This window comes from Streptomyces lacrimifluminis (assembly GCF_014646095.1).
GTDB classification, from domain to species: Bacteria; Actinomycetota; Actinomycetes; order Streptomycetales; family Streptomycetaceae; genus Streptomyces; species Streptomyces lacrimifluminis.
Genome location: NZ_BMMU01000003.1, coordinates 163,397 through 188,853, shown reverse-complemented (window position 1 = coordinate 188,853; position 25,457 = coordinate 163,397). Strand labels below are relative to the sequence as shown.

Below are 25,457 nucleotides of genomic sequence, written 5' to 3'. Positions count from 1 at the left end.
AGGACTGACCGGAACCACGAAGAAGCCCCCCGCCGTACGAGACGGCGGGGGGCTTCTTCGGTGTGTGGACGATACTGGGATTGAACCAGTGACCTCTTCCGTGTCAGGGAAGCGCTCTCCCGCTGAGCTAATCGTCCTCGGGACCACGACCCGAAGGCCGCGAAAACTAGCGTGCGCGATACTGGGATTGAACCAGTGACCTCTTCCGTGTCAGGGAAGCGCTCTCCCGCTGAGCTAATCGCGCGGGGACCCTTGCGGATCAAGGCCCTTGCGGACCAGTGGACGATACTGGGATTGAACCAGTGACCTCTTCCGTGTCAGGGAAGCGCTCTCCCGCTGAGCTAATCGTCCTTGGAGGTGGAGACGGGATTTGAACCCGTGTAGACGGCTTTGCAGGCCGTTGCCTCGCCTCTCGGCCACTCCACCAGGAGTGCGGGGGTTCGGGAAGATCCCCCTCTTCCTGCGAGCGGACGACCAGGTTCGAACTGGCGACCTCAACCTTGGCAAGGTTGCGCTCTACCAACTGAGCTACGTCCGCATGTCGTTTCGGTGCGCTCTCGCGACCCGGCGACGAGTTGAACTCTAGCGGATTCCGGGGCCAGCACAAAAACGCGTTTGTGCAGCGTGCTGCGCTGTGCCCGCTCGAAGACATGGTCAGGGCACCCGCAGGACACCCGCCATAGACTCGGCGGTGTGTCCGATCTCGCTCCTCTCGCCCGCTTCGGCGGTCTCGTCGCCACCGGCCTCCTCGATGTCACCAGCGATCCCGCGGCCCTCGACTCCACCGGTTTCTGGGCCGTCTCCGCGGAGTACGGCGGCCGTCTGACCTGCGCCCGCTTCCGGGACGTACGGAAGGACCCGGTGCCCGCGCCGTCGCCGGGGCCGGGGGAGTGGCGGGGGCCGGCCGCCGATGACTGGACGTCGTCCCTCGACCGCGCCGCGTACACGGCGGGGGTGCGCCGGATCCGGGAGCTCATCGCGACCGGCGAGGTCTATCAGGCGAACCTCTGCCGGGTACTGTCCGCGCCCGTCGCTCCCGGCGCCGACGTGGACGCACTGACCTCGCTGCTGGCGCACGGCAACCCGGCACCATATGCAGGAACGATCCGCCTGCCCGCGCACGGCGTCGAGATCGCCACCGCGTCCCCCGAACTCTTCCTCCGCCGGGTCGGCCGGACCGTCGAATCGGGCCCGATCAAGGGCACCGGACGCACCGAGGCGGACCTTCTGGAGAAGGACTACGCCGAGAACGTGATGATCGTGGACCTGGTCCGCAACGACATCGGGCGCGTCTGCGCGACGGGCTCGGTGACCGTCCCCGACCTGTGCGTCGTCGAGAAGCACCCGGGGCTGGTCCACCTCGTGTCGACGGTACGGGGCGAGCTGCTCCCGCACACCGGCTGGCCGGAGCTGCTGGCGGCGGCCTTCCCGCCCGGCTCGGTCACCGGGGCGCCCAAGTCGAGCGCCCTGCGGATCATCGACGCCCTGGAGACGGCACCCCGGGGCCCGTACTGCGGAGGCATCGGCTGGGTCGACGCGGACCGGGGCACGGGTGAACTGGCGGTCGGCATCCGCACGTTCTGGATCGACCGGGCCGACGGCATGCTGCGTTTCGGCACCGGAGCGGGCATCACCTGGGGTTCGGACCCCGAGGCGGAGTGGCGGGAGACCGAGCTGAAGGCGTCCCGGCTGCTCGCGGTAGCGTCGGGCGCGTATGCGGCCAGTGGAGAGGGATCGTTGACGTGAAGCTATGGCTCGACGGCGGGTTGCAGGACATCGAGACCGCCCGCGTCTCCGTGTTCGACCACGGACTGACCGTGGGTGACGGCATCTTCGAGACGGTGAAGGCGGTCCACGGCCGGCCGTTCGCGCTCACCCGGCACCTGGACCGGCTGACCCGCTCGGCTCGCGGCCTCGGCCTGCCCGACCCCGACCTCGACGAGGTCCGCCGCGCCTGTACGGCCGTACTCGACGCCAACCCGATGCCCTTGGGCCGCCTGCGCATCACCTATACCGGAGGGCACGGCCCGCTCGGCTCCGACCGCGGGGAGCACGGCCCGACGCTGGTCGTCGCCGTCGGCGAATCCGCCCGGCGCCCCGACGCGACCGCCGTGATCACGGTCCCCTGGACGCGCAACGAACGCGGCGCCGTCACCGGCCTGAAGACCACCTCGTACGCCGAGAACGTCGTCGCTCTCGCCAGGGCGCGCGAACAGGGCGCGTCCGAGGCGCTGTTCGCCAACACGGTCGGCCGACTCTGCGAGGGGACGGGGTCGAACGTCTTCGTCGTCCTGGACGGCGAGATCCACACCCCGCCGCTCGCCTCCGGCTGTCTCGCCGGCATCACACGCGCCCTCGTCGTCGAGTGGACGGGCGCACAGGAGACCGAGCTGCCGCTGTCCGTCCTGGAAGACGCCGACGAGATCTTCCTGACGTCCACCCTGAGGGACGTACAGGCCGTGCAGCGCGTTGACGGCCGCCGACTTCCGGACGTGCCGGGCCCGGTGACGGCCAAGGCGATGCGGGTCTTCGACGAGCGGGCCGGGGACGGTCTCGATCCCTGATCGTGGGACAAGGTTGAAGAAGGCCGCATGCAAATGGGCTGACGCCGGACTCCGCAGCGGGTAGAACACCCCTGATGACCACCACCCTGCGGCCGACCGAGCCGCTGCAGCACGAGGCCGACGGGGCGCGTTCACGGCGCTATCAAGTGTGCGTGAACAGCCGTCCCGTCGGCGCGATACACCTCGGCACCGACCCCGCTTTCGGCGACTCGGTGGCGAAGATCCTTGACCTCCGCATCGACGAACGCGACCGGCGGCGCGGCCGGGCCACGGTGGCAGCGCTCGCCGCGGAGGAGGTGGCACGCGGCTGGGGCTGCCGCCGCGTCGAGGCGTCCGTCCCGGGCGACGCAGCGCCGGCCCTGCGGCTCGCGACCGCGCTCGGCTACGTGCTGCGCAACCGCCGTATGGACAAGGCGCTCGGCGCCGTCCCGCCCGAACTGCCCGCCGGAAGCCGTGGCCGGCCCATGACGGAGGCCGAGTTCGTGGTGTGGGAGGCGGCGGGCCGACTGGACTACGCGGAGAGCTGGATCGAGCGGGGTGTGCCGGCCGCCGAGGCGCACGCCAAGGCGGAACGGGACCATGAGCGACTGCTGCCGCAGGGCGTGGACAGCGAGGGCATGACGCTCAGCGTGCTGGAACACGAGGGCACCCGGGTCGGCACGCTGTGGCTGGGTTCCCGCGAGGGCCTGGGCTTCGTCTACAAGGTCGAGACCGACGCGGAACACCGGGGCAGAGGCCACGGTCGCGCCCTCATGCTCCTGGCGGAGGCCCAGTCGATCGCGGTCGGGCGCCCGGCCGTGTCCCTGAACGTCTTCGTGGGCAACACCCCGGCGGAACGGCTCTACGAGTCGTTGGGGTACCGGACGGTGACCCACCACATGTACAAGGACCTGTTGTAGGCCGACGTACAAGCACCTCCGGACGTGGGCGGTGTCAGGCGTCCTGCCCGGCCAGCAGCCGGTCCACGATCTCCTCGACCCGTTCCCGCAGCCCTTCCTGGCTCTTGCCGCCGTCGAGAACCTCACCGGCGATGACGTAGGTCGGCGTGCCGGTCACACCGATGGCCTTGCCCTCGGCCTGGTCGGCGTCGACGATCAGGATGTGCCGGCCGTCGATCAGCGCTGTGTCGAACTCCTCGGCGTTCAGACCGAGTTCGCCGGCCACCTCGACCAGGAAGGGTTCGCCCGCACGGTCCAGCTCCTCGACCCGGCTGAGCACGGCCTCGACGTACGGCCATGCCTGTCCCTGCTCCGCCGCCTCCTCGGCGGCCTGCGCGGCGGCGAAGGCGTGCTTGTGCCGCTCCAGCGGGAAGTGCCGCAGCCGCAGCTCCAGCCGGTCGCCGTAGCGGGCACGCAGGGCGCGTACGTCGTCCAGGGCCGTGCGGCAGTCCGGGCACTGGAGCTCGCACCACACATCGAGGACGGGGGCGGAGGCCGGGGCAGGAGTGTCGGCGGAGGCGGGGGAGGAGTCGCTCATGGGCACCAGTTTCCCAGTCGCGGCCGTGTCCGTCGTACGAGGGGCACCGGGACCTGTGGAGGAGCCGACCCCGAGATGTCCCTGATGTCGGGCCGGAGCATGGCATCCGGGGGACCGGGCGGTGCAGGATGGAAGGGACGAAGCGCACCCTGCGCGACCGAACCCTGCCTGGAGGACCGGATGATTGCCGAGACCGTCTGTTCCGCCGTCTCCGCGGCCGGCCTGGGCATCGCGGTGGTCACGGCGTACCGCAAGCGTTTTCTCGCGGCTACCCGTATCGCCGCGTACTCGCTGGTTCCCGTCGGCCTGGTGATGACCGGGGTGGTCGGGTGGGCGGCCGACACCGCCTTCAGTCCCTCCGCCTGGGCGGGCTTCGGCGTGCTGGGCGGCGCCTGGCTGCTCTTGGCGACCACCCGCGCGGTGGAGCGGCGCCGGGGCGGCAACCCGAAGGAGCGCGGGGACATACCGGCCGCGCAGCGCGAGGCGGTGGCTCCGGCGGCCTCCGCGCCCTCGCTCGGGCAGGGGCGGGGCAAAGCCGCCCGCCCGGCGGCCCCGCCCGCGGCCAAGCCGCGCGGTGGTGGTGCCGGGGAGGACTTCAGCGACATCGAGGCGATCCTGAAGAAGCACGGCATATGAAGAGGCACGGCCTACGAAGAGGCGCCGCGTACGACGGGGCACAACAGGTGACGTACTGAAACGACACAAACGGCCGGGAGGCGACGGAGGCCGCTCGGAAGCGATCATGACTCGCTGCGGACATTACGGAATTTGGTGAACTACCGCGCATTCCGGGCGTGTTGATCGCGGAGAGGGTGTCGGCTGCGTCATCATCACGGCGAGATGCTGGACACAACACAGAGCGAGGCCGTGCCGCCGAAGGACGAGCCGCGCGGGTGCCTCTTCGCCCTTTCCCAGCCACCGCTGATGATCTTCCTTGCGGTGATCGGGTGTCTGCTGCTCATGGCTTCGTTGCACGATCTGCTGTTGCTGTGAGCTGTACACGCCAGTCCCCGGCGCTACCCGCCGGGGGCTGCGTCAGCATCGCTGTCAGGTCTGCGGCCGGTCAGCCCGCCGACTCTTTGCGGCGCGCCCGGTAGGCCGCCACATGAAGCCGGTTTCCGCAGGTTCGGCTGTCGCAGTAACGGCGCGACCGGTTGCGGGAGACATCGACGAAGGCGTGCCGGCAGTCCGGGGCCTCGCACCGCCGGAGTCGTTCCTGCTCGCCGGCGACCACGAAGAACGCGAGGGCCATGCCGCAGTCGGCCGCGAGATGGTCGGCGATGGACGCGCCGGGGGCGAAGTAGTGGACGTGCCAGTCGTAGCCGTCGTGGTCGGTGAGCCGGGGTGTGGTGCCCGCCGCGGCGACCAGCTCGTTGATGACTGCGGCGCCGGTCCGGGCGTCCTGGGCCGCGAACACCCCGGAGAACCGACCGCGGATCCTGCGCACCGCGGCGAGATCGAGCTCCGACAGCACACCGACATCGCTTATGTTGTGCTTTCGTACGAAATCTTCGAGCGCGTCGACATCGGGCAGTCCGTCCGGCGAATCGTCCTCCGGTGCGGTGTTCACCAGATCGACCACGGTGTCGAGGGCGCACCGGGTGTCGTGGGTGATCAGCACGTTGCTCTCCCTGGCCTGCCTGGGCGGTCGGGCGGGCACCCGCCCGCCGATGCTGGCCGATGGTAGTGGCTCACAGCGACGGAGGTGGGCGTCGGCCTTGGCGGCATCGGGTGCGGTGACCGGGGAAGGGTGTGCGGACGCACCGCCGCCGCCCCGCGGAAACCCGCGGGGCGGCGGCGGTGCGCCATATGCGGTTGTCACCCGAGCCGTCTCCCCGAGTGGACGGCGCCGGGCGGCTCAGTGGGGCCTCGTCCTAGCTTTCCGCCAGGATGTGTGACAGCTCCTGGTCGAGGTCGAAGTGGCGGTGTTCCGTGCCGGGTGGCACGGCGGCGTCCGTTCGCTTCAGGAAGGACTCCAGGGCTCGTGCGGGGGCTTCGAGCAGGGCCTCGCCCTCCGGGGAGCTGAGGGCGATGCAGACAACGCCCTGACCGTGGCTCCGGGACGGCCAGACTCGGACGTCACCGGTGCCGGTGGGCCGGTGGAGGCCCTCCGCGAGCAGGTCGCGGGCGAACACCCACTCGACGGTTTCCTCGGCTCCGGTGTGGAAGGTGGCGTGCACGGCGTAGGGATCGGCCGTGTCATACCGCAGTCCTGCGGGAACGGGCAGTGAGGACTCGCTCGACACAACGAGGCGCAGGTGCAGCTCGCAGCTGACCGTGGTGTTCATAAGCGCCAAGGCCTTTCGCTCAGTGTGCGCTCGGGGATTCGCACGTCGGCGAAATCGACATGCCACCTACGGTGCCGTTGTAAACCCCTCTGAGTGTTTTGCGTGCCTTTACGTAACTCTTCCGGCCGAGGACCGGTTCGTCGGTTACGACCATTCCGGTGACCGGTTTCTGTCCGGTAGGATTTGGACGCATGAATACGGGGAGTGACGAGTCGGTCGAGGCTGCCGTGACACCGGATGAGGCCGGGGCCGGTGAGGCGGCCGGTGAGCGCGACCTCGGGTCGAGGGCGCCGGAATTCGTCAAGGCGCGCCGCATGCTGCATATGAGCTGGCAGGTCGGCGTGTTCGTCGTGGGCCTGGCGGTGGTGGGCGCCGGCATCGTCATGCTGCCGCTGCCCGGGCCGGGCTGGCTGGTGATCTTCGGCGGTATGGCGATCTGGGCGACCGAGTTCGTCTGGGCCCAGCTGGTACTGCGCTGGACGAAGCGCAAGGTCACCGAGGCGACACAGCGAGCGCTCGACCCCAGGGTGCGCCGCCGCAACATCATCCTGACGACGATCGGTCTGGTGATCGTGGCGGTTCTCGTCGGGATCTACGTATGGGAGTTCGGGCTGCAAATGCCCTGGAAGATCAAGGATCAGTGATCCGGCGACTGTTCCGGGGCACCCCCTGACATGGGGTAATGTTCTCCCTGCGTCCGGGCGATTAGCTCAGTGGGAGAGCGCTTCGTTCACACCGAAGAGGTCACTGGTTCGAACCCAGTATCGCCCACCGGATCGAGTGCGGCCCGTGTCACGGAAACGTTGACACGGGCCGCGTTTGTCGTTCGGCTTCGCCTGATCGGCGCCGGTCGGCCCCACTCGTGGGACCCGGGCCCGACCCCACCCCGTACGACCCTCCGGGGCCCGCCCGCGCCTTCCCCGGAGGCGTGTCGGGCGACCGGTGGGGCCGCCGTGAGCCTCCGGCAGGTGACCTTCCGTTCCGTCGATCCCGACGATGTCACTGTTCGAGAGCCCACCTTGTCCGGCGTCAACTCCCTGCGTGGTGGGCGCGTTTCGGCCCCGTCCCAAATAAGCGGCGGCGGCCCGCCGGTGTTCGACCGGCCGACCGCGGGCGGCTCACCTGCAACGTCAACCTCCTTTCTGGCGGCCCGAGTCGACTTGTGCGCTGCTGTCGCCCGGCCCAGGGACAGAAAAATCCTGTCCGAATCATTGACGCATTCCGAGGCCCTCCGTAGCTTGTGCCAGCAAGCGCTTACTTGAAACGATTCACGCAGGCGCCAACGACGTCGCGGGGAGGGCTCTACTGTGCCTACGAACGGGAATGTTGAGAGGCGAACGATCCTCAAGGCGGCCGGAGCCTCGGCCGCCGCGCTGGGGCTGGCGACGACGACCGGGTGCGGTGGTGACAGCGGTGCCGGGGATGGAACGGTGACGCTCCGTTATGCGTGGTGGGGCGGCGAACCGCGGACCCTCGCCATCAAGAAGACGATCGCGCTCTTCGAGAAGAAGTACCCGAAGATCAAGATCAAGCCGGAATTCACCGACTACGCGGCGTTCTGGGAGAAGTTCCAGACACAGGCCTCCGGCGGAAATCCGCCGGACGTTTTCCAGAATGCTGTCGGCTTTCTGCGCAAGTACGACAAGCGCGGCGTTCTGATGGATCTCAAGGCGCAGGCGGACGCCGGGAATCTGAGCCTGGAGAACTTCCGCAACGGCGTTCTGGCGAACGGTCAGGTCGAAGGCAAGCAGATCGGCATACCCGTGGGCGCCAACACCATGGCGCTCGTCATCGACGTCAAGGCCTTCGAGAGGGCGGGCGTGGAGGCGAAGTTCGGCTGGACCTGGGACGAGTACTTCGCCGCGCTGCAGAAGGTCCAGGACAAGCTGAAGATCGCCGGTGACACCGGCTACTTCACCATCATGTACCTCTACGACCTGTACCTGCGTCAGAACGGCAAGGCGTTCTTCACCGACACCGATCTCGGCTTCACCGAGGACGATCTGACGCAGTGGTGGGAGGACGGCTACAAGCGGGTGAAGTCCGGACTGGTCGCCGACCCCAAGAAGATCGAGCAGGTCGCTCCCAAGTCCGGGCTGTCGGCGGGGCTCGCCGCGTCCGAGTTCACCTGGGACAACTTCTCCATCCGTTACGAGGGCGAGGGGGAGTCCGACTACGGGCTCGCGCCGATCCCCACCACGGACGGCAAGGACACCGGCCAGTATCTCGGTTCGCTGATGCTCAGCGCCTTCTCCGGGACGAAGCACCCCAAGGAAGTCGCCCAGTTCATCAGCTTCATGGTCCACGACCCCGAGGTCGGCAAGATCATGGGATACGACCGCGGCATCCTCGCCACGACCGAGCAGTACGACGCCTTCAAGCCGACCGACCCCAACAACAAGGGTGTCTCGGCCTACGAGGACGAGGTCGCCAAGGCCGGCGTGCTCGGGAAGATCACCCCGCACCCGTCCGGCGCGGACGTCATCGAGTCGGCCTTCCTGCGCATCGGCGGCGAGATCGCCCAGGGCAAGACCAAGCCGGCCGACGGCGCGAAGGCGCTGTTCAGCGAGGCCAAGGCCGCGTTCGCGGGCTGAGGGGACGTACCACCATGACGCTCGTCAAGGAAGCGCCCGTGCGTCCGGTGAAGGAGCGGTCCGCCGCTCCTGACGCCGGGCGGCGTGGGCGGCGCCGCGAGAATCTCGCCGGCTATCTCTTCATGTCGCCGTGGATCGCGGGGTTCCTGCTGCTCACGGCGGGGCCGATGATCGCGTCGCTCTACTACGCGTTCACCAGCTACAACCTGTTCACGCCGCCCCAGTGGGTGGGGCTGGACAACTTCACGACGATGTTCCAGGACCCGCGCTGGCAGAAGTCGGTCGAGGTCACGCTGAAGTACGTCGTCGTGGCCACACCGTTGAAGCTGCTCCTCGCGCTCGGAGTGGCGCTGCTGCTCGCGCAGAACCGGCGTGGACAGGCCCTGTACCGGGCGGCGTTCTACATGCCGTCACTCATCGGCGCCAGTGTCTCCGTGGGCTTCGTCTGGCGGGCGCTGTTCTCCGACGACGCCGTCGTGGACCGTACGCAGAAGATCTTCGGGCTCGACGTCGGCGGCTGGATCGGCAACCCGGACTACGTCCTGTACGCCCTGGTGGCGCTGAGTATCTGGCAGTTCGGCGCGCCGATGGTCATCTTCCTGGCCGGGCTCAAGCAGGTGCCGCAGGAACTGTACGAGGCCGCCGAGATGGACGGAGCCGGTCCCTTCCGGCGGTTCTGGAACATCACGCTGCCGATGATCTCCCCGGTGCTGTTCTTCAACGTGCTGCTGGAGTCCATCCACGCGTTCCAGGTGTTCGGCTCCGCCTATGTCGTCTCCGACACCCGGTGCGGGCCTGCCGACGCCACCCTCGTCTACACCTGCTACCTCTACCAGAAGGGCTTCAAGGAGTCCCAGATGGGCTTCGCCTCCGCGATGGCCTGGACCCTGGTGATCGCGGTGGCGCTCGTCACGGCGGTCCTGTTCTGGTCGCAGAAGAAGTGGGTGCACTACGAGGAGGCCGCCAAGTGACCAGCACCACCAGCCCTGTTGCGGACACCGCGCACGAGCGGCGGCCCATCGGATCCCTCGTCTGGCACGTGGGCGCGCTCCTCGTGCTCGCGGTCGTCCTCTACCCGGTGATCTGGGTGCTCGGCGCCTCGTTCAAGCCGAGCAAGGACATCATCGCCAGCCTCGACCTGCTGCCCACCAAGCCGGTCTGGGCCAACTTCTCCGGACTCGCCGACGGCATCTCCGGCATCTCCATCGGCAGCTTCTTCAGCAACTCGCTGATGTACGCGGGGCTTGCCGTCGTCGGCGTGGTGCTCTCCAGCTCGCTGACCGCGTACGCCTTCGCCAAGATCCGGTTCGCCGGGCGGAACCTGCTGTTCACGCTGATGATCGGCACTCTGCTGCTGCCGTACCACGTGCTCCTCATTCCGCAGTACGTGCTGTTCCGCAACCTCGGCTACATCGACACGCTCGTGCCGCTCGTCGCGGGCAAGTTCCTCGCCACGGAGGCGTTCTTCGTCTTCCTGATGGTCCAGTTCATGCGCGGGCTGCCGCGCGAGCTGGACGAGGCCGCCAAGCTCGACGGCTGCGGGCATCTGCGGACCTACTGGTCCATCGTGCTGCCGCTCAGCCGGCCCGCGATCATCACCAGCGCGATCTTCACCTTCATCAACGCCTGGAACGACTTCATGGGGCCGTTGATCTACCTCAACACCCCGTCCAAGTACACCGTTTCGCTCGGCCTGATGATGTTCCGAGACCAGGAGGGCATCTCCAACTACGGCAGCATGATCGCCATGTCGCTGGTGGCGCTGGTACCGGTCGTCGCCTTCTTCATGGCCTTCCAGCGCTACCTCATCGACGGTATGGCGACCTCCGGACTGAAGGGCTGAGGCGGTCACCATGGCCCAAACACGCGTGAAGGCACGCTCCCCGCGCAAGGAGTCCGTGTTCGGCGAGCGCTTCGCGGTCTTCGCCGAGTGTCTGCTCACCGGGGTGTGGATCGCCGTTGCCTGTCTCGGGGTCGTCACCTACCCTGCCGCCTTCGCCGCCGGCGCACGGCATCTGCGCCGTCGTACGACCCATGTGGGCGGTGGTTGGCGGGAATTCGTCGCGGACTTCCGGGCGGCCGTGCGCGGCGGGTGGGTCGTCGGGTTCGCCGGCTGGGCGGTGGCCGCCGCGGTCTGGGTGGACGTCCTGGCCGCGCGGGCCGGGATTCCCGGCGGGACGTTCGTCGGGGCCGTGGGCATCTTCGCGCTGATCGGGCTCGCTGTGGCCCTGCTGCGGGCGGCGGCCGTCTGGACACCGGGCACCCGCTGGAGGGCGCTGCTGGCGGACGCCGGGCGCCGGACCGTGCGCGATCCCGCCGGGTCCTTCCTGGTCGTCTGCGGGCTGGCCGTGGTGGCTCTGTCCGCAGGGTTCCTTCCGCCGCTGGCGGTTCCCGTCCTCGGGGCGGTCGCGGCGGCGGCCGTCGCCGTGGAGGAGCGGTACCGGCACCGCTGACGGGCGGTGCCCTCGCACAAGGTCGGCGCCCCGGGTGTCGTACCTCTCTCTGCCATGCCCCTGACTACCCCTGCCCCCGCACGGAAAGGAAAGGCTGGTCTCCCATGTCTCCCATCCCCCGCAGGTCCCTCCTCAAGGCCGCCGCAGTCGCCGGAGCCGCCGCCCAGTTCAGCTGGGCGCTCGGTTCGACCGCGCAGGCCGCGCCCCGAGCCGCCGAGAGCGACGCCGATCCCGTGACCCTGGACTGGCTGGAGGACGGCGGTCTCGGCGCCGCACCCGGATCCACCGTCGGCGTGCCCTGGCCGAAGGGCACGTACGACGCGGACCAGACCTTCGCGCTCACGGACGCCACCGGCAGCTCCGTACCCGTCCAGTCCTGGCCGCTCGCCTACTGGCCCGACGGCTCCCTCAAGTGGACCGCGCACGCCGTGAGTTCGGGCTCCGGCAAGCTGACGCTGGCCGCCGGGGCGCCCGCGGCCCCCGCCGCGAAGGTCACCGTCGACAGAAGCGGCGGAACGATCGACATATCGACCGGAGTCATCACCGCACGCATCGGCAAGTCCGGCTCCACGCTGGTGAAGTCGGTGAGACGCGGCTCCACCGAGATCGCGAGGAACGGGCGGCTCGTCCTCATCCGCCAGCCCGAGATCGAGGACGAGGACCAGGGCGCCACCAAGTTCGAGCGCTTCGACAGCGCCATCGGCAAGGTCGAGGTCGAACAGGACGGCCCCGTAAGGGCAGTGGTCCGCATCGACGGCAAGCACCGCAAGGGCAGCCGCAGTTGGCTCCCCTTCTCGATCCGCCTCTACTTCTACGCAGGCGCCGACTCCTTCCGCATGGTCCACACCATCACGTACGACGGCACCCAGGAACCCGGCAAGGCCGGCGGCGACTTCATCCGCGGCATCGGGGTCCGCTTCAGCGTGCCGATGCGGGACGCCTCCTACGACCGGCACATCCGGATCGGCGGCGACGGCACCGGACTGCTGCGCGAGGCCGTCAAGGGCATCACCGGGCAGCGGCGCGACCCCGGAGCGGCCGTCCAGGCGGCCCAGTTCGCGGGAGAGAAGCTGCCCGACCCCTCGACCTGGGACCAGCGGGTCACCACCCGCCTCCAGTACATCCCCGAGTGGGGCGACTACACCCTCTCCCAGCTCTCCGCGGACGGCTACACCCTCCGCAAGCGCACGAAGAAGGGGCACGGCTGGATCGGCGCCGGCGGCGGCAAGCGGGCCTCCGGGTTCGGATACGTCGGCGGGGCGAGCGGCGGATTCTCCTTCGGTCTGCGGGACTTCTGGGAGAAGCACCCCGCCCAGCTCGACATCCGCGACGCCCAGACGGACGAGGCCGAGGTCACCCTCTGGCTCTGGTCGCCCGAGGCCCAGCCCATGGACCTGCGCTTCTACCACGACGGCATGGGCCAGGACACGTACGCGAAGCAGCTCGAAGGCCTCAACATCACCTACGAGGACTACGAACCCGGCTTCGGCACCCCCTACGGCATCGCCCGCACCTCCGAACTCCTCTTCTGGGCCAACGAGTCGACCCCGACCGCCGAGAAACTCGCCGAACAGGTCGAAGCCGTACGGGTGTTGCCCCAGCTCGCCGCCCCGCCCAAGCAGCTCATCAAGGCCCAGGTCTTCGGCCCCGGGCTGTACTCCGAGCCCGACCGCTCCACCCCGGCCAAGGCCAAGATCGAGGACCACCTCGACTTCCTCTTCACCTACTACAAGGACCAGGTGGAGCAGCGCCGTTGGTACGGCTTCTGGGACTACGGCGACATCATGCACACGTACGACACCGCCCGGCACCAGTGGCGGTACGACATCGGCGGCTACGCCTGGGACAACTCCGAACTGTCGCCCGACCTCTGGCTCTGGTTCGCGTACCTGCGCTCGGGCCGCGCCGACATCTTCCGCTTCGCCGAGGCGATGACCCGCCACACCGGCGAGGTCGACGTCTACCACCTCGGACAGTGGGCCGGCCTCGGCACCCGGCACGGCGTGCAGCACTACGCCGACAGCGCCAAGCAGCAGCGCATCGCCAACACCACCTACCGCCGCTACTACTACTTCCTCACCGGCGACGAACGCGTCGGCGACCTCATGCACGCCAACGTCGACAGCGACGAGACCTTCCTCGTCCTCGACCCCATCCGCAAGATCCGCACCGAGCCGTACACACCCGACCGGCACGCGCTGTCGATCGGCTTCGGCACCGACTGGAGCGGCCTCGTGTCGGCCTGGCTGACCGAGTGGGAGCGCAAGGGTCCCAAGTGGGAGAAGGCCAAGGCGCGCGTCCTGTCGACGATGGAGACGATCGCCGCCCAGCCGAACGGATTCGTTCAGGGGAGCGGCCTGTACGACCTCGACACCGGGAAGTTCGCCGTCGCCGCGGCGCCCGTCGTCGGGGTCTCGCACCTCTCCGCGGTCTTCGGACTCAACGAGCTGTGCGCCGAACTCATCGACCTCGTTGACATGCCGAAATTCAACGAGGCCTACTTCGACTACTGCCGCTACTTCAACGCGACGAAGGCCGAGCAGGCGGCACGCTACGGCTCCAACTTCGGCACCCTGCTGCTGTTCCAGGGCCACTCGCGCCTCGACGCGTACGCCGCCGTCCAGACCGGGGACGAGAAGCTCGCCAAGCGCGCGTGGGACAAGTTCTACAACTCCGACGGCTACAAGGAGTCGGCCCCCTGGAAGACCGAGCCGGTGAGCGGCCCGGTCGCCCTCGTCCCGGGCAGCGAGGCCACCTGGGTGTCCACCAACGACACCGCCCTCTACGGGCTCGCAGCCATCGAGAACCTGGCACTGCTGGGCGACAGGATGCCGTAGCGGACGGCTAGTTCATCCTTCCCAGGGCCTCCCGCACCCGCCGGACATCGCGGATCCGCCGCTCGTACGTCGCTCCGAGTGCGAGCAGCAGCAGTCCGGCGAGGGCGGGAGGGACCCAGCGGGGGAGGGCGTCGGTGACCTGGACGAGGTAGGGCGCGAGTTCGTGCAGCGTGTCCAGGACCAGCACCGAACCGCCGAGCACGAGGAGGGCCTGGAGGCGGTGCCGGGCGCCCAGCAGGGTGACCAGCAGTGCCGCCAGGCCCAGCAGCAGGGGGCGGGTCCAGTGCGCGTCGCCCCAGGCCGCGACCAGGCTCGGCACGAGGGTGGCGGCCAGGCCGGGGCCGTACGCCGTCCAGGACGACGCCTGCGGGTCGCGGCGCCGGCGCAGGGCGCCGAGCAGCAGCGCCGGGACGGTGACCGGAAGCGTGTACGCCTCGGGCGTCCCGACGTCCCAGGCCGCCAGGCGTACCCAGGTGGCCAGCACGAACAGGGCGGCGGCCGCGTAGGCCACGGGGCGGCGGTCCGGGCGGATCGCCGTGCCCCCGGCGATCACCGCGCACAGGGCCAGCACCAGGGCCAGCAGCGGTGGGTCGGTGAGCGCGAGCCCGACCGCGAGCAGCCCGCCGACCGCGCCCGCGACCTCGACCGGCACGACGGACCGGGCGCTGCCCCGGCGTGCGGCCGACACGGCCGCGGTCGCGGGGACGGCGAGCACGAGCAGCGCGGTGTGCGAGAGCCGCCAGTCCAGGGCGGCGCCGGTCGCGCAGGCGAGTGCGGCGGCGTACCCGAGTGCGGCCGGCGCCGTGACAGGGGCCAGGCGCGGGTGCCACGAGGCCGCCGTGAACAGCGCGGTCAGGGCGGACAGCACCGCGAGCGTCGCCGACTGAGAGGCGAGGGAGAGGAAGGCGAGGCTGAGGGAGCCGACCAGGGCGAGGACGAGGGCGGTGAGCCGAGGTGGAGTGAACGGACGGGCCGGCGTTGCCTCGGGCGGGGCGTGCGTGTCCCGGCGGACGTACACCGTCGCCGCGAGCGCCCCGGCTGTCATGACGCCGTGGGTCAGCAGAGCTGCCGCATAGGGGAGTTCGAGTACCGCCGGAAGCGCGAACGCCGTCGCCCACAGCAGGGCCGACGCGCCGCACAGCGCCCGAGGCCGCCGGACGCCGGCCCGGGCGGTCAGGAGGAGCACGGCCGCGACGGCCGCCAGGACGACGGGAGCCGTCTCCGTGTGCTGCGGCCAGGGGGTGCCGAGCGTCACCGCGGCACGGGCGTCCGACGGGGCGCCGGTCCAGGCGCGTTCCGCCCAGCCGACCGGCCCGAGCAGTGCCAGACCGACGACGGGCAGCGCCCACAGCACGGCCAGCGCCTGTACGGTGCCCGAGGCCCACACGAAGCCGTGCCGCACCGTCGCGGGCAGCCGACCGGCCCGGAGCGTCGCCAACAGGGCGATCCCACACGCCAGATGGACCGGAACGGTCCACGCCTCCGGCAACGCCGGGCGCACCGCACCGCCGAGGGCCGCGACGACGAGCAGTCCCGCGGCCACCGCGAGGCCCAGGGCGTCCTTCCGGCCGGGGCCGTGCTCGTCGGTGCGCGCCTCCGACAGGCCGCCGTGCCAGGCGGCGCCCAGCGCTGTGGCCGCCGCGAGGAGGAGGAGCGCCGCCGCACGAACGACGGCGCTCGGGCCGGTGGCCGTCCAGGACAGCCAGCCGGCGGCCAGTACGCCCCAGCCGCCCATGCCGTACGCACCGATCGCAGCGGCGACCCGTACGGACCGGGCCGTCGCCCGGAGCGCCACAGCAGTGTCGAACACAGCCGTGAGCAGGAGCGCGGACGTGACCCCGTAGGGCACCGCGTCGGTGGCCAGTGCCCAGAGCAGCAGCGGGAGTTGGGCCGATGCCAGGGCGGCGGGCAGGGGCAGCCGCAGGCCGCGGGTGGCGGGCAGCAGGCCGTACCCGGCCCACACCACCGCGAGCACGGCCGATGCGACCGCCGCGTACCCCGTGCCGTCGGTGCCCGCGAGTGCCGCCGCGTGCAGCGCGTAGGCGTCCAGCACCGTCAGCGCGAGCCCGAGGCCGGCCACCGACTCGGCCGTCGAGCGCAGTCCCCGCTTCAGCAGCACCACCGGCGTGGCGAGCGCGGCCAGCGTGACCGCGCCCAGCACCAGGGCCCGCCCGGTGATTCCCAGATGGCCCCAGCTGACCAGTGTGAACACCATCGCCGCGATGGTGAGCAGAACACCGCCGAGCATGAGCAGCACGTTCTGGACGCTCGGTGCGGACGACTCGGGGCGGGGCGGCGCGACAGGCGTCGGCCGTGCCTGGTGCAGGGCCGCGACCAGCCAGGCGCGGCGCGTCAGCAACTGGGTCCGGCGGGCGTCCAGTTGCCACAGCTCGGCGTCGATGAGCCGCAGCTCCTCGGCCGGGGGCGGAAAATGCGTCATGCTGACGAGTGTGGTTCGCGCCACTTCGTACGGCATGAGTCCGGGTACTCAGTACGTACTCAGATGTGCCTCAGATGTGCGCCTCTGGGCCCCGTCCGGGGCACACTCCGCTCATGGAATGGACCCACTACCGCTTCCGCAGCCGGTGGCGGCTGCCCGCGGCCCCCGCCGTCGTGTACGACGCCCTTGAACGGGCCGAGGAGTATCCGCGCTGGTGGCGCCAGGTGCGCGAGGTGAACCGCGTCGACGACACGACCGGCGTCGTCCGTGTCCGCTCCCTCCTTCCGTACGACCTGACCTTCACGGCCCGTGAGGTGCGGCGCGACCCGGCGGCGGGAGTCCTGGAGATCGCCATGACCGGCGACCTCGACGGCTGGGCGCTCTGGACACTCAGGGAAACCGGCTCCGGAACCCTCGCCCAGTACGACCAGGAAGTCGACGTCACCAAACCACTGATGCGCCGTCTCGCCGTCCCCGGTCGGCCCCTCTTCCGCGCCAACCACGCCCTGATGATGCGCGCGGGACGGCGCGGACTGGCGGCCCACCTCCAAGCGGTTTGAACGAAGCCCGCCCGGACCTGTATTGTTCGGTGCGTTCCCGGGCGATTAGCTCAGTGGGAGAGCGCTTCGTTCACACCGAAGAGGTCACTGGTTCGAACCCAGTATCGCCCACCGGGAGAAAACCGGTCCGTCGTCGACGGACCGGTTTTTTTCATGCGTTCGCACACCTGTTGTACGGCTTGTACGGCTATGCCGCCGCGGGCATCTCCGGACGCAGTGGCCACGCCGGATCGACCGCCTCCGGCGTACCGCTCTTCGCGAACCACGCCTGCAGGCCGCGCGCCTGCGCCGCGTGCCACCCCGCCTGGAGGGTGTGCAGTTCGGCGGGGGAGAGGCGCTCCAGCCGGGTCGCGAAACGGCGCCCGACCGCCCGTACGACCTCCAGGGAGGCCATCGCGTCCGCCGCCGCGTCATGGGCGCCCTCCAGAGTGACGCCGTAGTGCGCGCACAGGTCCGTGAGGGTGCGGCGGCCCTTGCGGTAGCGGTCCAGGTGTTTGTCCAGGACCCGGGGATCCAGCACCAGCAACGGTGTCGAGCCGAACCAGTGGTCGAGCGACGAGGCGCGATGGCGGCGCAACTCCCGGTCCAGCATGGTCAGATCGAAGGGCGCGTTCATGATGACCAGCGGACGGCCCGCCACGGCCTGCTCCGTCAGCGCCCTGGCTATCTCCTCCAGCACAGGGGACGGCCAGCGGCCGTTGTGCTGCAGATGTTCGTCCGTCAGCCCGTGCACCGCCGTCGCCGAAGCGGGCACGGGCACACCCGGGTTGATCAGCCAGCGGCTGACCCGCGGCCGGATGGCCGGACCTTCCTGGACCACGACGGAAGCCGACACGATCCGGTCGGTCTCGACGTCCACACCCGTGGTCTCCGTGTCGAACGCGGCCAAGGGGCCCTCGTACCAGCACGTCATACCTATGCAACTCCTCGTTCTCCCACGGCAGCTGACGCACCGTCTTCTGCCTGTTTGGTGATACCCGGGCTGTTTGCGCCGTACGCCGGAAGGAGACAACAGAGGTACAGGTTTACGCACTTCAGTGACCTGTCATGGGAATTCACCTGGTTTGGAAGGCATTTGGTCATGGCGATAGCGCAGCCCGAACGGGGCGGGCTGCTGCCCGAGCGGACGGCACCCCATCGAGGCAACCTCGCCACCACCGCCTGCATGGAGACACTGCAGGTGGGTTATCTGCACGCCGTGGCCGCGGCGGCCGGCTGTTCGCTGTCCCAGCCGTTCCCCGACAACGGCATCGACTGGCACGTCAGCCACGGCGCCCCCGGGCACACGGTCGACGACGAGGTCACCATCAAGGTCCAGCTGAAGTGCACGTACCAGATCGCACCGAACCCGCCGGGCCCGTACTTCTCCTTCACGCTCGACAACGCCCATTTGACGAAACTCGCCCGCACCCCGGTCTCCGTGCACAAGATCCTGGTCGTGATGCTCGTTCCGCGCTCGCAGGACGACTGGCTGCGCGCCGGTCACGACCGCCTCGACCTGCGGCACTGCTGCTACTGGATCAACCTGGCCGGCCAGCGCCCGACCGGCCGGCACCGGACCACCGTGCGGATACCGACCTCACGCATCTTCGACGACCGCGCGCTCTGCGAGATCATGACGCGCGTCGGGACGGGAGGCAGACCGTGACGCACCGGCCCACCGAGGACCCCCTGCGGCCCGTCCGGCCGCATCCCGTGGACACCCCCTGGCACGACGAACCGCCCCCGCCCGAGCAGGTCGACCCCGCAGTCCTCGGCGCCCTCCTGCGCCGGCACGGCTGGCAGCGGCGCGGGGGAGCCGTCGGGCGGTACGGCCGCTGGACCCCACCAGGGCCCGGCGGCAACGGCACGAGCCTCCTCGTGCCCGAGAGCCGGGCCTTCCCCGACAGCGACGACCTGCTCGCCGAGGCCCTCGTCGCGCTCGCCCGCAGTGGATCGCCCTCCGCGCGCGAGGTGCTCGTCGGCCTCGCCGTACCCAGCGACGAGATCCGCTGGTGGCGGGACGTCCCGACCGGCCCCGCGGGCGTCGCCTCCTGGCCCGTCGAGGAACAACTGCGCTCGGCCGCCCGGCGGATGATGCTCGCCGGAGCGCTCGCCACACGCGCGCGTGCGGGCTACTACGGCGCCCGCCACCGCAGGACCGCAGACGCCCTCCTCGAACACGTCCTCGTCGGCGCCGCCCCCGCCGGGCGCAGTCTCACCGCGTTCGTCCCCGTCGGCACGGGCCGCCCCCTCGCCGTGCGGCTCCACCAGGCCCTGTACGCCGCCCGCGAGGCCATCGACTACCACCGGGCCACCGGCGGCATGGACGCCTTCGACGGCGCCGTCGAGGCAGGCGTCAGCCACGAGCTGACCGAGGCCCTCGTCGCCCTCGTACGCGGTACGGAGGGCGCCCGGATCGCCGTCGAGTGGGCACCCGGCGCGGAGGTCCCCGAGGGCTGCTCGGCCCGCCCCGAACCCGTCGAGTTCTCCCCCGGCGACCTGCCCGCCCTGCGTGCGGCCGGCTCCCGGTACCTGCGCGAGGAACCGGCGGTACCGGTCCGGATCACCGGCACCGTGGTAAGGATGCGCAGGTCGGGGCCGCGCGGCGAGGGCGCCGTACGCCTGCGGGTGCTGGCCGGCGCCGAGATCCCGCACGTGCGGATGACACTGGACGAGGAGGCGTACCGGATCGCCGGGCACGCGCACCTCGTCGGGCTGCCGGTGCGGGTGCACGGCCGGCTGGAGAGCCGGGGCGGCTTCCGCCGGCTGACCCAGGCATCCGGGGTCGTACCCGTGCAGGTGGACGAGGCGGAGCGGGACCGGCTGATGAAGTCGCTGCAGGAGAACCTCGATTTCTTCGAGGAGGCGTGCAGCGGGGACGACTGAGGGCGGTGCTGACGAGGGCCTCCGGCTTATCTGTTTCGCGGTGGGCGGGCATGGGTCGGTACGATCCCTAACTGCGCGCGCTTCGGTATGGCGCCGCACCCACCTTCAGTCAGGAGAGACCGGTGTCAGACGTCCGTGTGATCATCCATCGCGATTCCGAGCGGGAAGAGCGCGTGGTGACGACGGGGACTACGGCCGCCGACCTCTTCGTCGGCGAACGTTCGATCGTCGCCGCGCGGGTGGGCGGGGAGCTCAAGGACCTCGCGTACGCGGTGGCGGACGGCGAGGAGGTCGAGCCCGTCGAGATCTCCTCCGAGGACGGCCTGAACATCCTGCGCCACTCCACCGCCCACGTCATGGCCCAGGCCGTGCAGGAGCTGTTCCCGGAGGCCAAGCTCGGCATCGGCCCGCCGGTCAAGGACGGCTTCTACTACGATTTCGACGTCGAGAAGCCGTTCACTCCCGAGGACCTCAAGGTCATCGAGAAGAAGATGCAGGAGATCCAGAAGCGCGGGCAGCGGTTCTCCCGCCGTGTGGTGACCGACGAGGCGGCTCGCGAGGAGCTCGCGTCGGAGCCGTACAAGCTGGAGCTGATCGGCATCAAGGGCGCCGCCTCGACCGACGACGGCGCGAACGTCGAGGTCGGCTCCGGCGAGCTGACCATCTACGACAACCTCGACGCGAAGACCGGCGACCTGTGCTGGAAGGACCTCTGCCGCGGTCCCCACCTGCCCACCACCCGGAACATCCCGGCGTTCAAGCTCATGCGCAACGCCGCCGCGTACTGGCGGGGCAGCGAGAAGAACCCGATGCTCCAGCGCATCTACGGCACCGCCTGGCCGACCAAGGAGGAGCTGAAGGCGCACCTCGACTTCCTCGTCGAGGCCGAGAAGCGCGACCACCGCAAGCTGGGCAACGAGCTGGACCTGTTCTCCATCCCGGACCAGATCGGCTCCGGCCTCGCCGTCTTCCACCCCAAGGGCGGCGTCATCCGCCGGGTGATGGAGGACTACTCGCGCCGCCGGCACGAGGAGGAGGGCTACGAGTTCGTCTACACCCCGCACGCGACGAAGGGGAAGCTCTTCGAGACCTCGGGCCACCTGGACTGGTACGCCGACGGCATGTACCCGCCCATGCAGCTCGACGAGGGCGTGGACTACTACCTCAAGCCCATGAACTGCCCGATGCACAACCTGATCTTCGACGCCCGCGGCCGTTCCTACCGTGAACTCCCGCTGCGCCTCTTCGAGTTCGGGACGGTGTACCGGTACGAGAAGTCGGGCGTCGTGCACGGCCTGACCCGTGCCCGGGGCTTCACCCAGGACGACGCGCACATCTACTGCACCCGCGAGCAGATGGCGGAGGAGCTCGACCGCACGCTCACCTTCGTGCTCGGGCTGCTGCGCGACTACGGTCTGACGGACTTCTACCTGGAGCTGTCGACCAAGGACCCGGAGAAGTTCGTCGGCTCGGACGAGGTCTGGGAAGAGGCCACTCAGACGCTGCGTCAGGTGGCCGAGAAGCAGGGGCTGCCGCTCGTTCCCGACCCGGGTGGCGCGGCCTTCTACGGTCCGAAGATCTCCGTCCAGACGAAGGACGCGATCGGCCGTACCTGGCAGATGTCGACGGTCCAGCTGGACTTCAACCTGCCGGAGCGGTTCGACCTGGAGTACACGGGGCCCGACGGCTCCAAGCAGCGCCCGGTGATGATCCACCGCGCCCTGTTCGGCTCGATCGAGCGGTTCTTCGCGGTACTCCTCGAGCACTACGCGGGCGCGTTCCCGGCATGGCTGGCGCCCGTCCAGGCGGTCGGCATCCCGATCGGCGACGGGCACGTGGAGTACCTGCAGAAGTTCGCCGCCGAGGCGAAGAAGCAGGGGCTGCGGGTCGAGGTCGACTCGTCGTCCGACCGTATGCAGAAGAAGATCCGCAACGCCCAGAAGCAGAAGGTGCCGTTCATGGTCATCGTCGGCGACGACGACATGAACGGTGACACGGTGTCCTTCCGCTACCGCGACGGTTCACAGGAGAACGGCATCCCGTTCACGGAGGCCATCGCGAAGATCGCGAAGGTGGTCGAGGAGCGGGCGCAGGTCTGATCGGCAGCTGATCGGCAGCTGTCCGGGGCCCTTGGGGAAGTCACTTCCCCGGGGGCCCCTCACTGTCCCCGGGCCCGTCCCGTGTCGGCTCCTCCTCCCGCGAGAACACCTGCAACAGCCACGACGAGAACGACCCCGTCACCGCCCCCAGCAGCGCGAGACCACACGCCATCAGGCCCACCGCGACCAGCCGGCCGAGCGGAGTCACGGGAGAGACATCGCCGTACCCGACGGTCGCGAGCGTGGCGCAGGTCCACCACACGGCGTCGCCGAACGTCCGGATCGTCGCGCCGGGCTCGGCGTGCTCCTGCTGGTAGACGGCCAGGGCGCCCGCGAATCCGAGCAGTGCCACCGACAGACCGGCGTACACGATCACGCGCGCGTGCAACGTGAGCCGGGGTCTGCCACGCCGGTGCAGTACGGCCTCGTACACCCTGACGACACGCAGTGGGCGCAGCAGGGGCAGCAGCAGGACGAGGGTGTCCAGCCAGTGCGTGCGTACGAACCGGGCGCCGTCGCCGCTCAGCCGCCAGCGCACCGCGTAGTCGAGCGCGAAGAGCACCCAGGCGGCCAGCAGCACGGCCAGGCAGAGAGCCTGTCCGGCGCCGGACAGGCCGAGGGCGAGTACGTGGACCGCGTACGCGGCGAGATAGAGCAGTGACGCCGTCCCGAGCGGGACCTCGGTGCGCCGCTCCCAGCGTTTCGTGCGGCTGTCGTCGTCCATTCCGCCAGCTTGGCCGTGAGTGTCCCGGCGTGTGCCCCGGCGACACGCTCCATATGGGCGAAGCAATATGCTGCATGGCATGACGAGTGAGCCGGAGCAGCAGATCGGAGTCGGGACGCAGGACGCGTTTCAGCGCCTGTGGACGCCTCACCGGATGGCCTACATCCAGGGCGAGAACAAGCCCACCGGTCCGGGCGCCGACGACGGCTGTCCCTTCTGCTCGATCCCGGCCAAGTCCGACGAGGACGGTCTCATCCTCCAGCGTGGTGAGCAGGTCTACGCCGTGCTCAATCTGTACCCGTACACGGGCGGCCATCTGATGGTCGTGCCGTACCGTCATGTCGCCGACTACACGGACCTGACAGACTCCGAGACCGCCGAACTGGCCGGGCTGACCAAGCAGGCGATGACGGCGCTGCGTAGGGCGTCCGGCGCACACGGCTTCAACATCGGGATGAACCAGGGCACGGTGGCGGGCGCGGGCATCGCGGCCCACCTGCACCAGCACATCGTCCCGCGCTGGGGCGGCGACACGAACTTCATGCCGGTGGTGGGCCACACGAAGGTCCTGCCGCAACTGCTGGGCGACACGAGGAAAATGCTGGCGGAGACGTGGCCCCCAAGTGCGGGCCCGGGCACCCCCAGCCCGTCCGGCGTTTGAGGACGAGGTGCGTTGAGGGCCGAAGCGGGGGCCTGGGGGGCGGCAGCCCCCAGTAACGGCCACCCCAACCGACCCACACCGCCGAACCGCCGGAGGTCTACGCGTCGTAGACGTCGGCCTTGCGGGGCATCGGGTCCTGTACCGCCGTGCTGAGGAACGACGAGCGGTTGCCGAACTTCTCCGTGTCCACGCCGTTCTCCTCCAGGACCTTGATCGCCGCCGCGTGCACGACCCGCAGCACCGGCGTGGCCGCCCGGAGCGCGTCGTCGGCCATGAAGCGGTGGCGCCAGGGCTGGTCCGCCCACGAGTGACGCAGGCCGAAGGGTTCAGGAAGGCCCAGTGAGCCGCCGAGCCAGTTCAGCAGCGGCGGATACCAGGTCAGCGGCGCACGCGCGGCGAGCCGCACGACCTCGTCCGCGTCGACCAGGGGCAGCTTGACCTTCCGGGTCTCCCAGAACCTGACCGACTTCTGTACCTCCTTCTCCTTGGCCGCGGGCTTGCTGGTGAAGAGGGAGTGCACCGGCCCGAGCGCGTGCCCGGTCACCTCGATGCGCAGGGTCTCGTGCAGCACGGTGACCGTGATGAGCATCGTGATGATCAACTGGCCGTCCCAGAGCGTCCACTGGACCCCGAGATAGTGCCGCTGACCACTGCCGAACTGCTGCTTGTTGCAGATGTCCTGTATCGCGTGGTTCTTGATCATGTAGGCGTCCACGTCCGTGCCGCTGGGCCGGGAGACCTCCTTCGCGCCCTCGCCGACGGGCGTGACGATCCAGTGCTTCAGGGACGGCTTGGTGAATCCGCCGGTGTTGAGCGGGCCGCGCTCCAGCATGCGCAGCTGGTCGTGGATCGAACGTATGACGTCCCAGCTGCGGAACGGGTGGATCTCCTTGCCCGCATCCCGGGGGACCAGGTCCTCGGCGAGCTGCCAGCTGCCCCATCGGGTGCCCATGCCGAGTATGCCCTTGGGGCCGGCGTAGAAGACGGAGTTGGACTGCTGCTCGGCGCTGAGCCGGGCCAGCTCCTTGCGCAGGTGTTCGGCGGCGGTCTCACCGGGGCTGCCGGGCACCGCCTCGGGGATCTTGGCGCCGACGCCACCGCCCGACAGCAGGGCGGCCCAGCGGCCGCGGAGGTCCTGCGCGGTGCGCTCGCAGATCTGCTTGGCCCACAGCCAGCCGACGACCGGCAGGACGACGCACGCGCGTGCGTACCAGGCCCAGAAGCCGGTGAACGGCATCTGGACCAGGAAGATCACGGCGAAGGCACCCACGGCGACCAGCAGGGTGGTGGCGAGCGCGGAGGCCCGCTTGTCCGGACGCTTGGAGAGGCTCGCGCGGCCGACGAACACCAGCAGCCACAGCAGAAGTCCGGGGAGGAAGAGCACCCCGCACAGCACCGTCACCGCGGAGAGCCAGTTGTCGCGCTCGCGCCGGATACGGTGGGCCGCGAGGGCATGCTCGACGATGACCTGCGGCTCGGTGCCGAAGGACTGGATGAGCGGCTTGCGCCCGGCGCCCAGCATGCGGTCGATCACGGCCCTGGAGAAGGCCTCACCGAGCTTGGGCCGGAAGATCTTCCCCCAAGCGCCCCGGGGCGGCTTGACCGTCGACTTGTGCCACTCGTTGTCGGCTTCCAGGATCTTGGTGACCTCGTCGTCCTCCCGGTAGACCGCCGAGGCCAGCGCGAAGGTCGCCGCCGTCTGGCCCGCGGAGCCCGTCAGGGGCACCTGTGCCCCGGGACTGAAATCGAAACCGTCGTCCGCCACTGTGCCGCCCCCTCGCCGCCTGACCCGCTTCTGCGGCCTTTCCCGACTTCCTTGCTCCGCACACCTGTTGAACAGGTCATCGCGTTGATCGAGTCACAACTTGATCAGGTGATCAGCGTATCCGCAGC

The 25,457-nt window shown here is 69.8% G+C and carries 23 protein-coding genes and 7 tRNA genes; 18 read left to right on the top strand and 12 right to left on the bottom strand.

Going from position 1 to position 25,457, the window contains the following annotated elements; all coding sequences use genetic code 11:
• Nucleotides 1-65: 65 nt before the first annotated feature.
• The 5 genes from IEY89_RS06280 to IEY89_RS06260 all read right to left on the bottom strand — a co-directional run bounded on the left by IEY89_RS06280 (nt 66) and on the right by IEY89_RS06260 (nt 538).
• Nucleotides 66-137: transfer RNA gene (locus tag IEY89_RS06280), tRNA-Val, on the bottom strand.
• Nucleotides 138-172: 35 nt separating this feature from the next.
• Nucleotides 173-244, bottom strand: a tRNA-Val gene (locus IEY89_RS06275).
• A gap of 35 nt (nt 245-279) precedes the next feature.
• Nucleotides 280-351, bottom strand: a tRNA-Val gene (locus IEY89_RS06270).
• 1 nt (nt 352) lies between these two features.
• Nucleotides 353-426: transfer RNA gene (locus tag IEY89_RS06265), tRNA-Cys, on the bottom strand.
• Nucleotides 427-465: 39 nt separating this feature from the next.
• Nucleotides 466-538: transfer RNA gene (locus tag IEY89_RS06260), tRNA-Gly, on the bottom strand.
• A gap of 155 nt (nt 539-693) precedes the next feature.
• Here IEY89_RS06260 and IEY89_RS06255 point away from each other — a divergent pair.
• From IEY89_RS06255 to IEY89_RS06245, 3 genes are all read left to right on the top strand, one after another.
• Complete coding sequence (locus IEY89_RS06255) at nt 694-1,746, top strand: chorismate-binding protein (RefSeq protein ID WP_189146253.1); 1,053 nt, start codon at nt 694-696, stop codon at nt 1,744-1,746.
• Nucleotides 1,743-2,564: an aminotransferase class IV gene (locus tag IEY89_RS06250; protein WP_189146252.1), complete on the top strand. Its 822-nt coding sequence runs from the start codon at nt 1,743-1,745 to the stop codon at nt 2,562-2,564. Before IEY89_RS06255 ends, IEY89_RS06250 begins: the two co-directional genes overlap by 4 nt.
• 74 nt (nt 2,565-2,638) lie before the next feature.
• Nucleotides 2,639-3,463 carry a GNAT family N-acetyltransferase gene (locus tag IEY89_RS06245; RefSeq protein ID WP_189146251.1) on the top strand — a complete coding sequence of 275 codons (825 nt, stop codon included), beginning with the start codon at nt 2,639-2,641 and terminating at the stop codon, nt 3,461-3,463.
• Between the two features lie 34 nt (nt 3,464-3,497).
• On the opposite strand, the gene IEY89_RS06240 is transcribed toward IEY89_RS06245, so the two are convergent.
• Nucleotides 3,498-4,040, bottom strand: coding sequence for a DsbA family protein (locus IEY89_RS06240; RefSeq protein ID WP_189146250.1), 543 nt, complete (start codon nt 4,038-4,040; stop codon nt 3,498-3,500).
• A gap of 180 nt (nt 4,041-4,220) precedes the next feature.
• On the opposite strand from IEY89_RS06240, the gene IEY89_RS06235 reads away from it, so the two are divergent.
• Both IEY89_RS06235 and IEY89_RS06230 read left to right on the top strand, forming a co-directional pair.
• On the top strand, nt 4,221-4,676 hold the full coding sequence (locus IEY89_RS06235) for a hypothetical protein (protein WP_189146249.1): 456 nt from the start codon (nt 4,221-4,223) through the stop codon (nt 4,674-4,676).
• A 204-nt stretch (nt 4,677-4,880) separates the two neighbouring features.
• Complete coding sequence (locus IEY89_RS06230; RefSeq protein WP_006375961.1) at nt 4,881-5,033, top strand: hypothetical protein; 153 nt, start codon at nt 4,881-4,883, stop codon at nt 5,031-5,033.
• A gap of 70 nt (nt 5,034-5,103) precedes the next feature.
• On the opposite strand, the gene IEY89_RS06225 is transcribed toward IEY89_RS06230, so the two are convergent.
• A complete protein-coding gene (locus IEY89_RS06225) occupies nt 5,104-5,661 on the bottom strand; it encodes a CGNR zinc finger domain-containing protein (protein ID WP_189146248.1) in 558 nt (185 codons plus the stop codon).
• Nucleotides 5,662-5,914: 253 nt separating this feature from the next.
• On the bottom strand, nt 5,915-6,328 hold the full coding sequence (locus IEY89_RS06220) for an SsgA family sporulation/cell division regulator (RefSeq protein WP_004002642.1): 414 nt from the start codon (nt 6,326-6,328) through the stop codon (nt 5,915-5,917).
• A gap of 191 nt (nt 6,329-6,519) precedes the next feature.
• Between IEY89_RS06220 and IEY89_RS06215 the strand changes: the two genes are divergently transcribed.
• The 7 genes from IEY89_RS06215 to IEY89_RS06185 all read left to right on the top strand — a co-directional run bounded on the left by IEY89_RS06215 (nt 6,520) and on the right by IEY89_RS06185 (nt 14,212).
• Nucleotides 6,520-6,972 carry a TIGR02611 family protein gene (locus tag IEY89_RS06215; RefSeq protein WP_189146247.1) on the top strand — a complete coding sequence of 151 codons (453 nt, stop codon included), beginning with the start codon at nt 6,520-6,522 and terminating at the stop codon, nt 6,970-6,972.
• A 55-nt stretch (nt 6,973-7,027) separates the two neighbouring features.
• Nucleotides 7,028-7,099, top strand: a tRNA-Val gene (locus IEY89_RS06210).
• 536 nt (nt 7,100-7,635) lie between these two features.
• The gene (locus IEY89_RS06205) at nt 7,636-8,922 is read left to right on the top strand and encodes an ABC transporter substrate-binding protein (RefSeq protein ID WP_189146246.1); all 1,287 of its coding nucleotides are present in this window, start codon (nt 7,636-7,638) and stop codon (nt 8,920-8,922) included.
• A gap of 14 nt (nt 8,923-8,936) precedes the next feature.
• A complete protein-coding gene (locus IEY89_RS06200; RefSeq protein ID WP_189146245.1) occupies nt 8,937-9,893 on the top strand; it encodes a carbohydrate ABC transporter permease in 957 nt (318 codons plus the stop codon).
• On the top strand, nt 9,890-10,765 hold the full coding sequence (locus tag IEY89_RS06195; RefSeq protein ID WP_189146244.1) for a carbohydrate ABC transporter permease: 876 nt from the start codon (nt 9,890-9,892) through the stop codon (nt 10,763-10,765). The genes IEY89_RS06200 and IEY89_RS06195 overlap by 4 nt, the downstream gene beginning before the upstream one ends.
• Nucleotides 10,766-10,775: 10 nt before the next feature.
• Complete coding sequence (locus IEY89_RS06190; protein WP_189146243.1) at nt 10,776-11,375, top strand: hypothetical protein; 600 nt, start codon at nt 10,776-10,778, stop codon at nt 11,373-11,375.
• A 104-nt stretch (nt 11,376-11,479) separates the two neighbouring features.
• On the top strand, nt 11,480-14,212 hold the full coding sequence (locus IEY89_RS06185) for an exo-rhamnogalacturonan lyase family protein (protein ID WP_189146242.1): 2,733 nt from the start codon (nt 11,480-11,482) through the stop codon (nt 14,210-14,212).
• Nucleotides 14,213-14,219: 7 nt separating this feature from the next.
• On the opposite strand, the gene IEY89_RS06180 is transcribed toward IEY89_RS06185, so the two are convergent.
• Complete coding sequence (locus IEY89_RS06180) at nt 14,220-16,688, bottom strand: SCO7613 C-terminal domain-containing membrane protein (protein ID WP_189146241.1); 2,469 nt, start codon at nt 16,686-16,688, stop codon at nt 14,220-14,222.
• Between the two features lie 77 nt (nt 16,689-16,765).
• Here IEY89_RS06180 and IEY89_RS06175 point away from each other — a divergent pair, with 77 nt between their 5' ends.
• Complete coding sequence (locus IEY89_RS06175; protein ID WP_189146240.1) at nt 16,766-17,212, top strand: SRPBCC family protein; 447 nt, start codon at nt 16,766-16,768, stop codon at nt 17,210-17,212.
• Nucleotides 17,213-17,251: 39 nt separating this feature from the next.
• Nucleotides 17,252-17,323 (top strand) — tRNA-Val (locus IEY89_RS06170).
• Between the two features lie 76 nt (nt 17,324-17,399).
• Here IEY89_RS06170 and IEY89_RS06165 read toward each other — a convergent pair.
• On the bottom strand, nt 17,400-18,125 hold the full coding sequence (locus IEY89_RS06165) for a 3'-5' exonuclease (RefSeq protein ID WP_189146239.1): 726 nt from the start codon (nt 18,123-18,125) through the stop codon (nt 17,400-17,402).
• Nucleotides 18,126-18,293: 168 nt separating this feature from the next.
• Here IEY89_RS06165 and IEY89_RS06160 point away from each other — a divergent pair, with 168 nt between their 5' ends.
• From IEY89_RS06160 to thrS, 3 genes are all read left to right on the top strand, one after another.
• On the top strand, nt 18,294-18,860 hold the full coding sequence (locus IEY89_RS06160; protein ID WP_189146238.1) for a DUF4365 domain-containing protein: 567 nt from the start codon (nt 18,294-18,296) through the stop codon (nt 18,858-18,860).
• Nucleotides 18,857-20,080: a hypothetical protein gene (locus IEY89_RS06155; RefSeq protein ID WP_189146237.1), complete on the top strand. Its 1,224-nt coding sequence runs from the start codon at nt 18,857-18,859 to the stop codon at nt 20,078-20,080. Before IEY89_RS06160 ends, IEY89_RS06155 begins: the two co-directional genes overlap by 4 nt.
• A 122-nt stretch (nt 20,081-20,202) precedes the next feature.
• Nucleotides 20,203-22,179 carry a threonine--tRNA ligase gene (gene thrS, locus IEY89_RS06150; protein ID WP_189146236.1) on the top strand — a complete coding sequence of 659 codons (1,977 nt, stop codon included), beginning with the start codon at nt 20,203-20,205 and terminating at the stop codon, nt 22,177-22,179.
• A 40-nt stretch (nt 22,180-22,219) separates the two neighbouring features.
• Here the strand turns inward: thrS and IEY89_RS06145 are convergent, their stop codons facing one another.
• Entirely contained in the window at nt 22,220-22,903 is a 684-nt protein-coding gene (locus tag IEY89_RS06145; RefSeq protein WP_189146235.1) for a potassium channel family protein, read from the bottom strand.
• Nucleotides 22,904-22,970: 67 nt separating this feature from the next.
• On the opposite strand from IEY89_RS06145, the gene IEY89_RS06140 reads away from it, so the two are divergent.
• The gene (locus IEY89_RS06140) at nt 22,971-23,564 is read left to right on the top strand and encodes an HIT family protein (RefSeq protein ID WP_189146234.1); all 594 of its coding nucleotides are present in this window, start codon (nt 22,971-22,973) and stop codon (nt 23,562-23,564) included.
• A gap of 97 nt (nt 23,565-23,661) precedes the next feature.
• Here IEY89_RS06140 and IEY89_RS06135 read toward each other — a convergent pair whose 3' ends face one another.
• Complete coding sequence (locus IEY89_RS06135) at nt 23,662-25,329, bottom strand: AbeC-like domain-containing protein (protein ID WP_189146233.1); 1,668 nt, start codon at nt 25,327-25,329, stop codon at nt 23,662-23,664.
• Nucleotides 25,330-25,457: the final 128 nt, after the last annotated feature.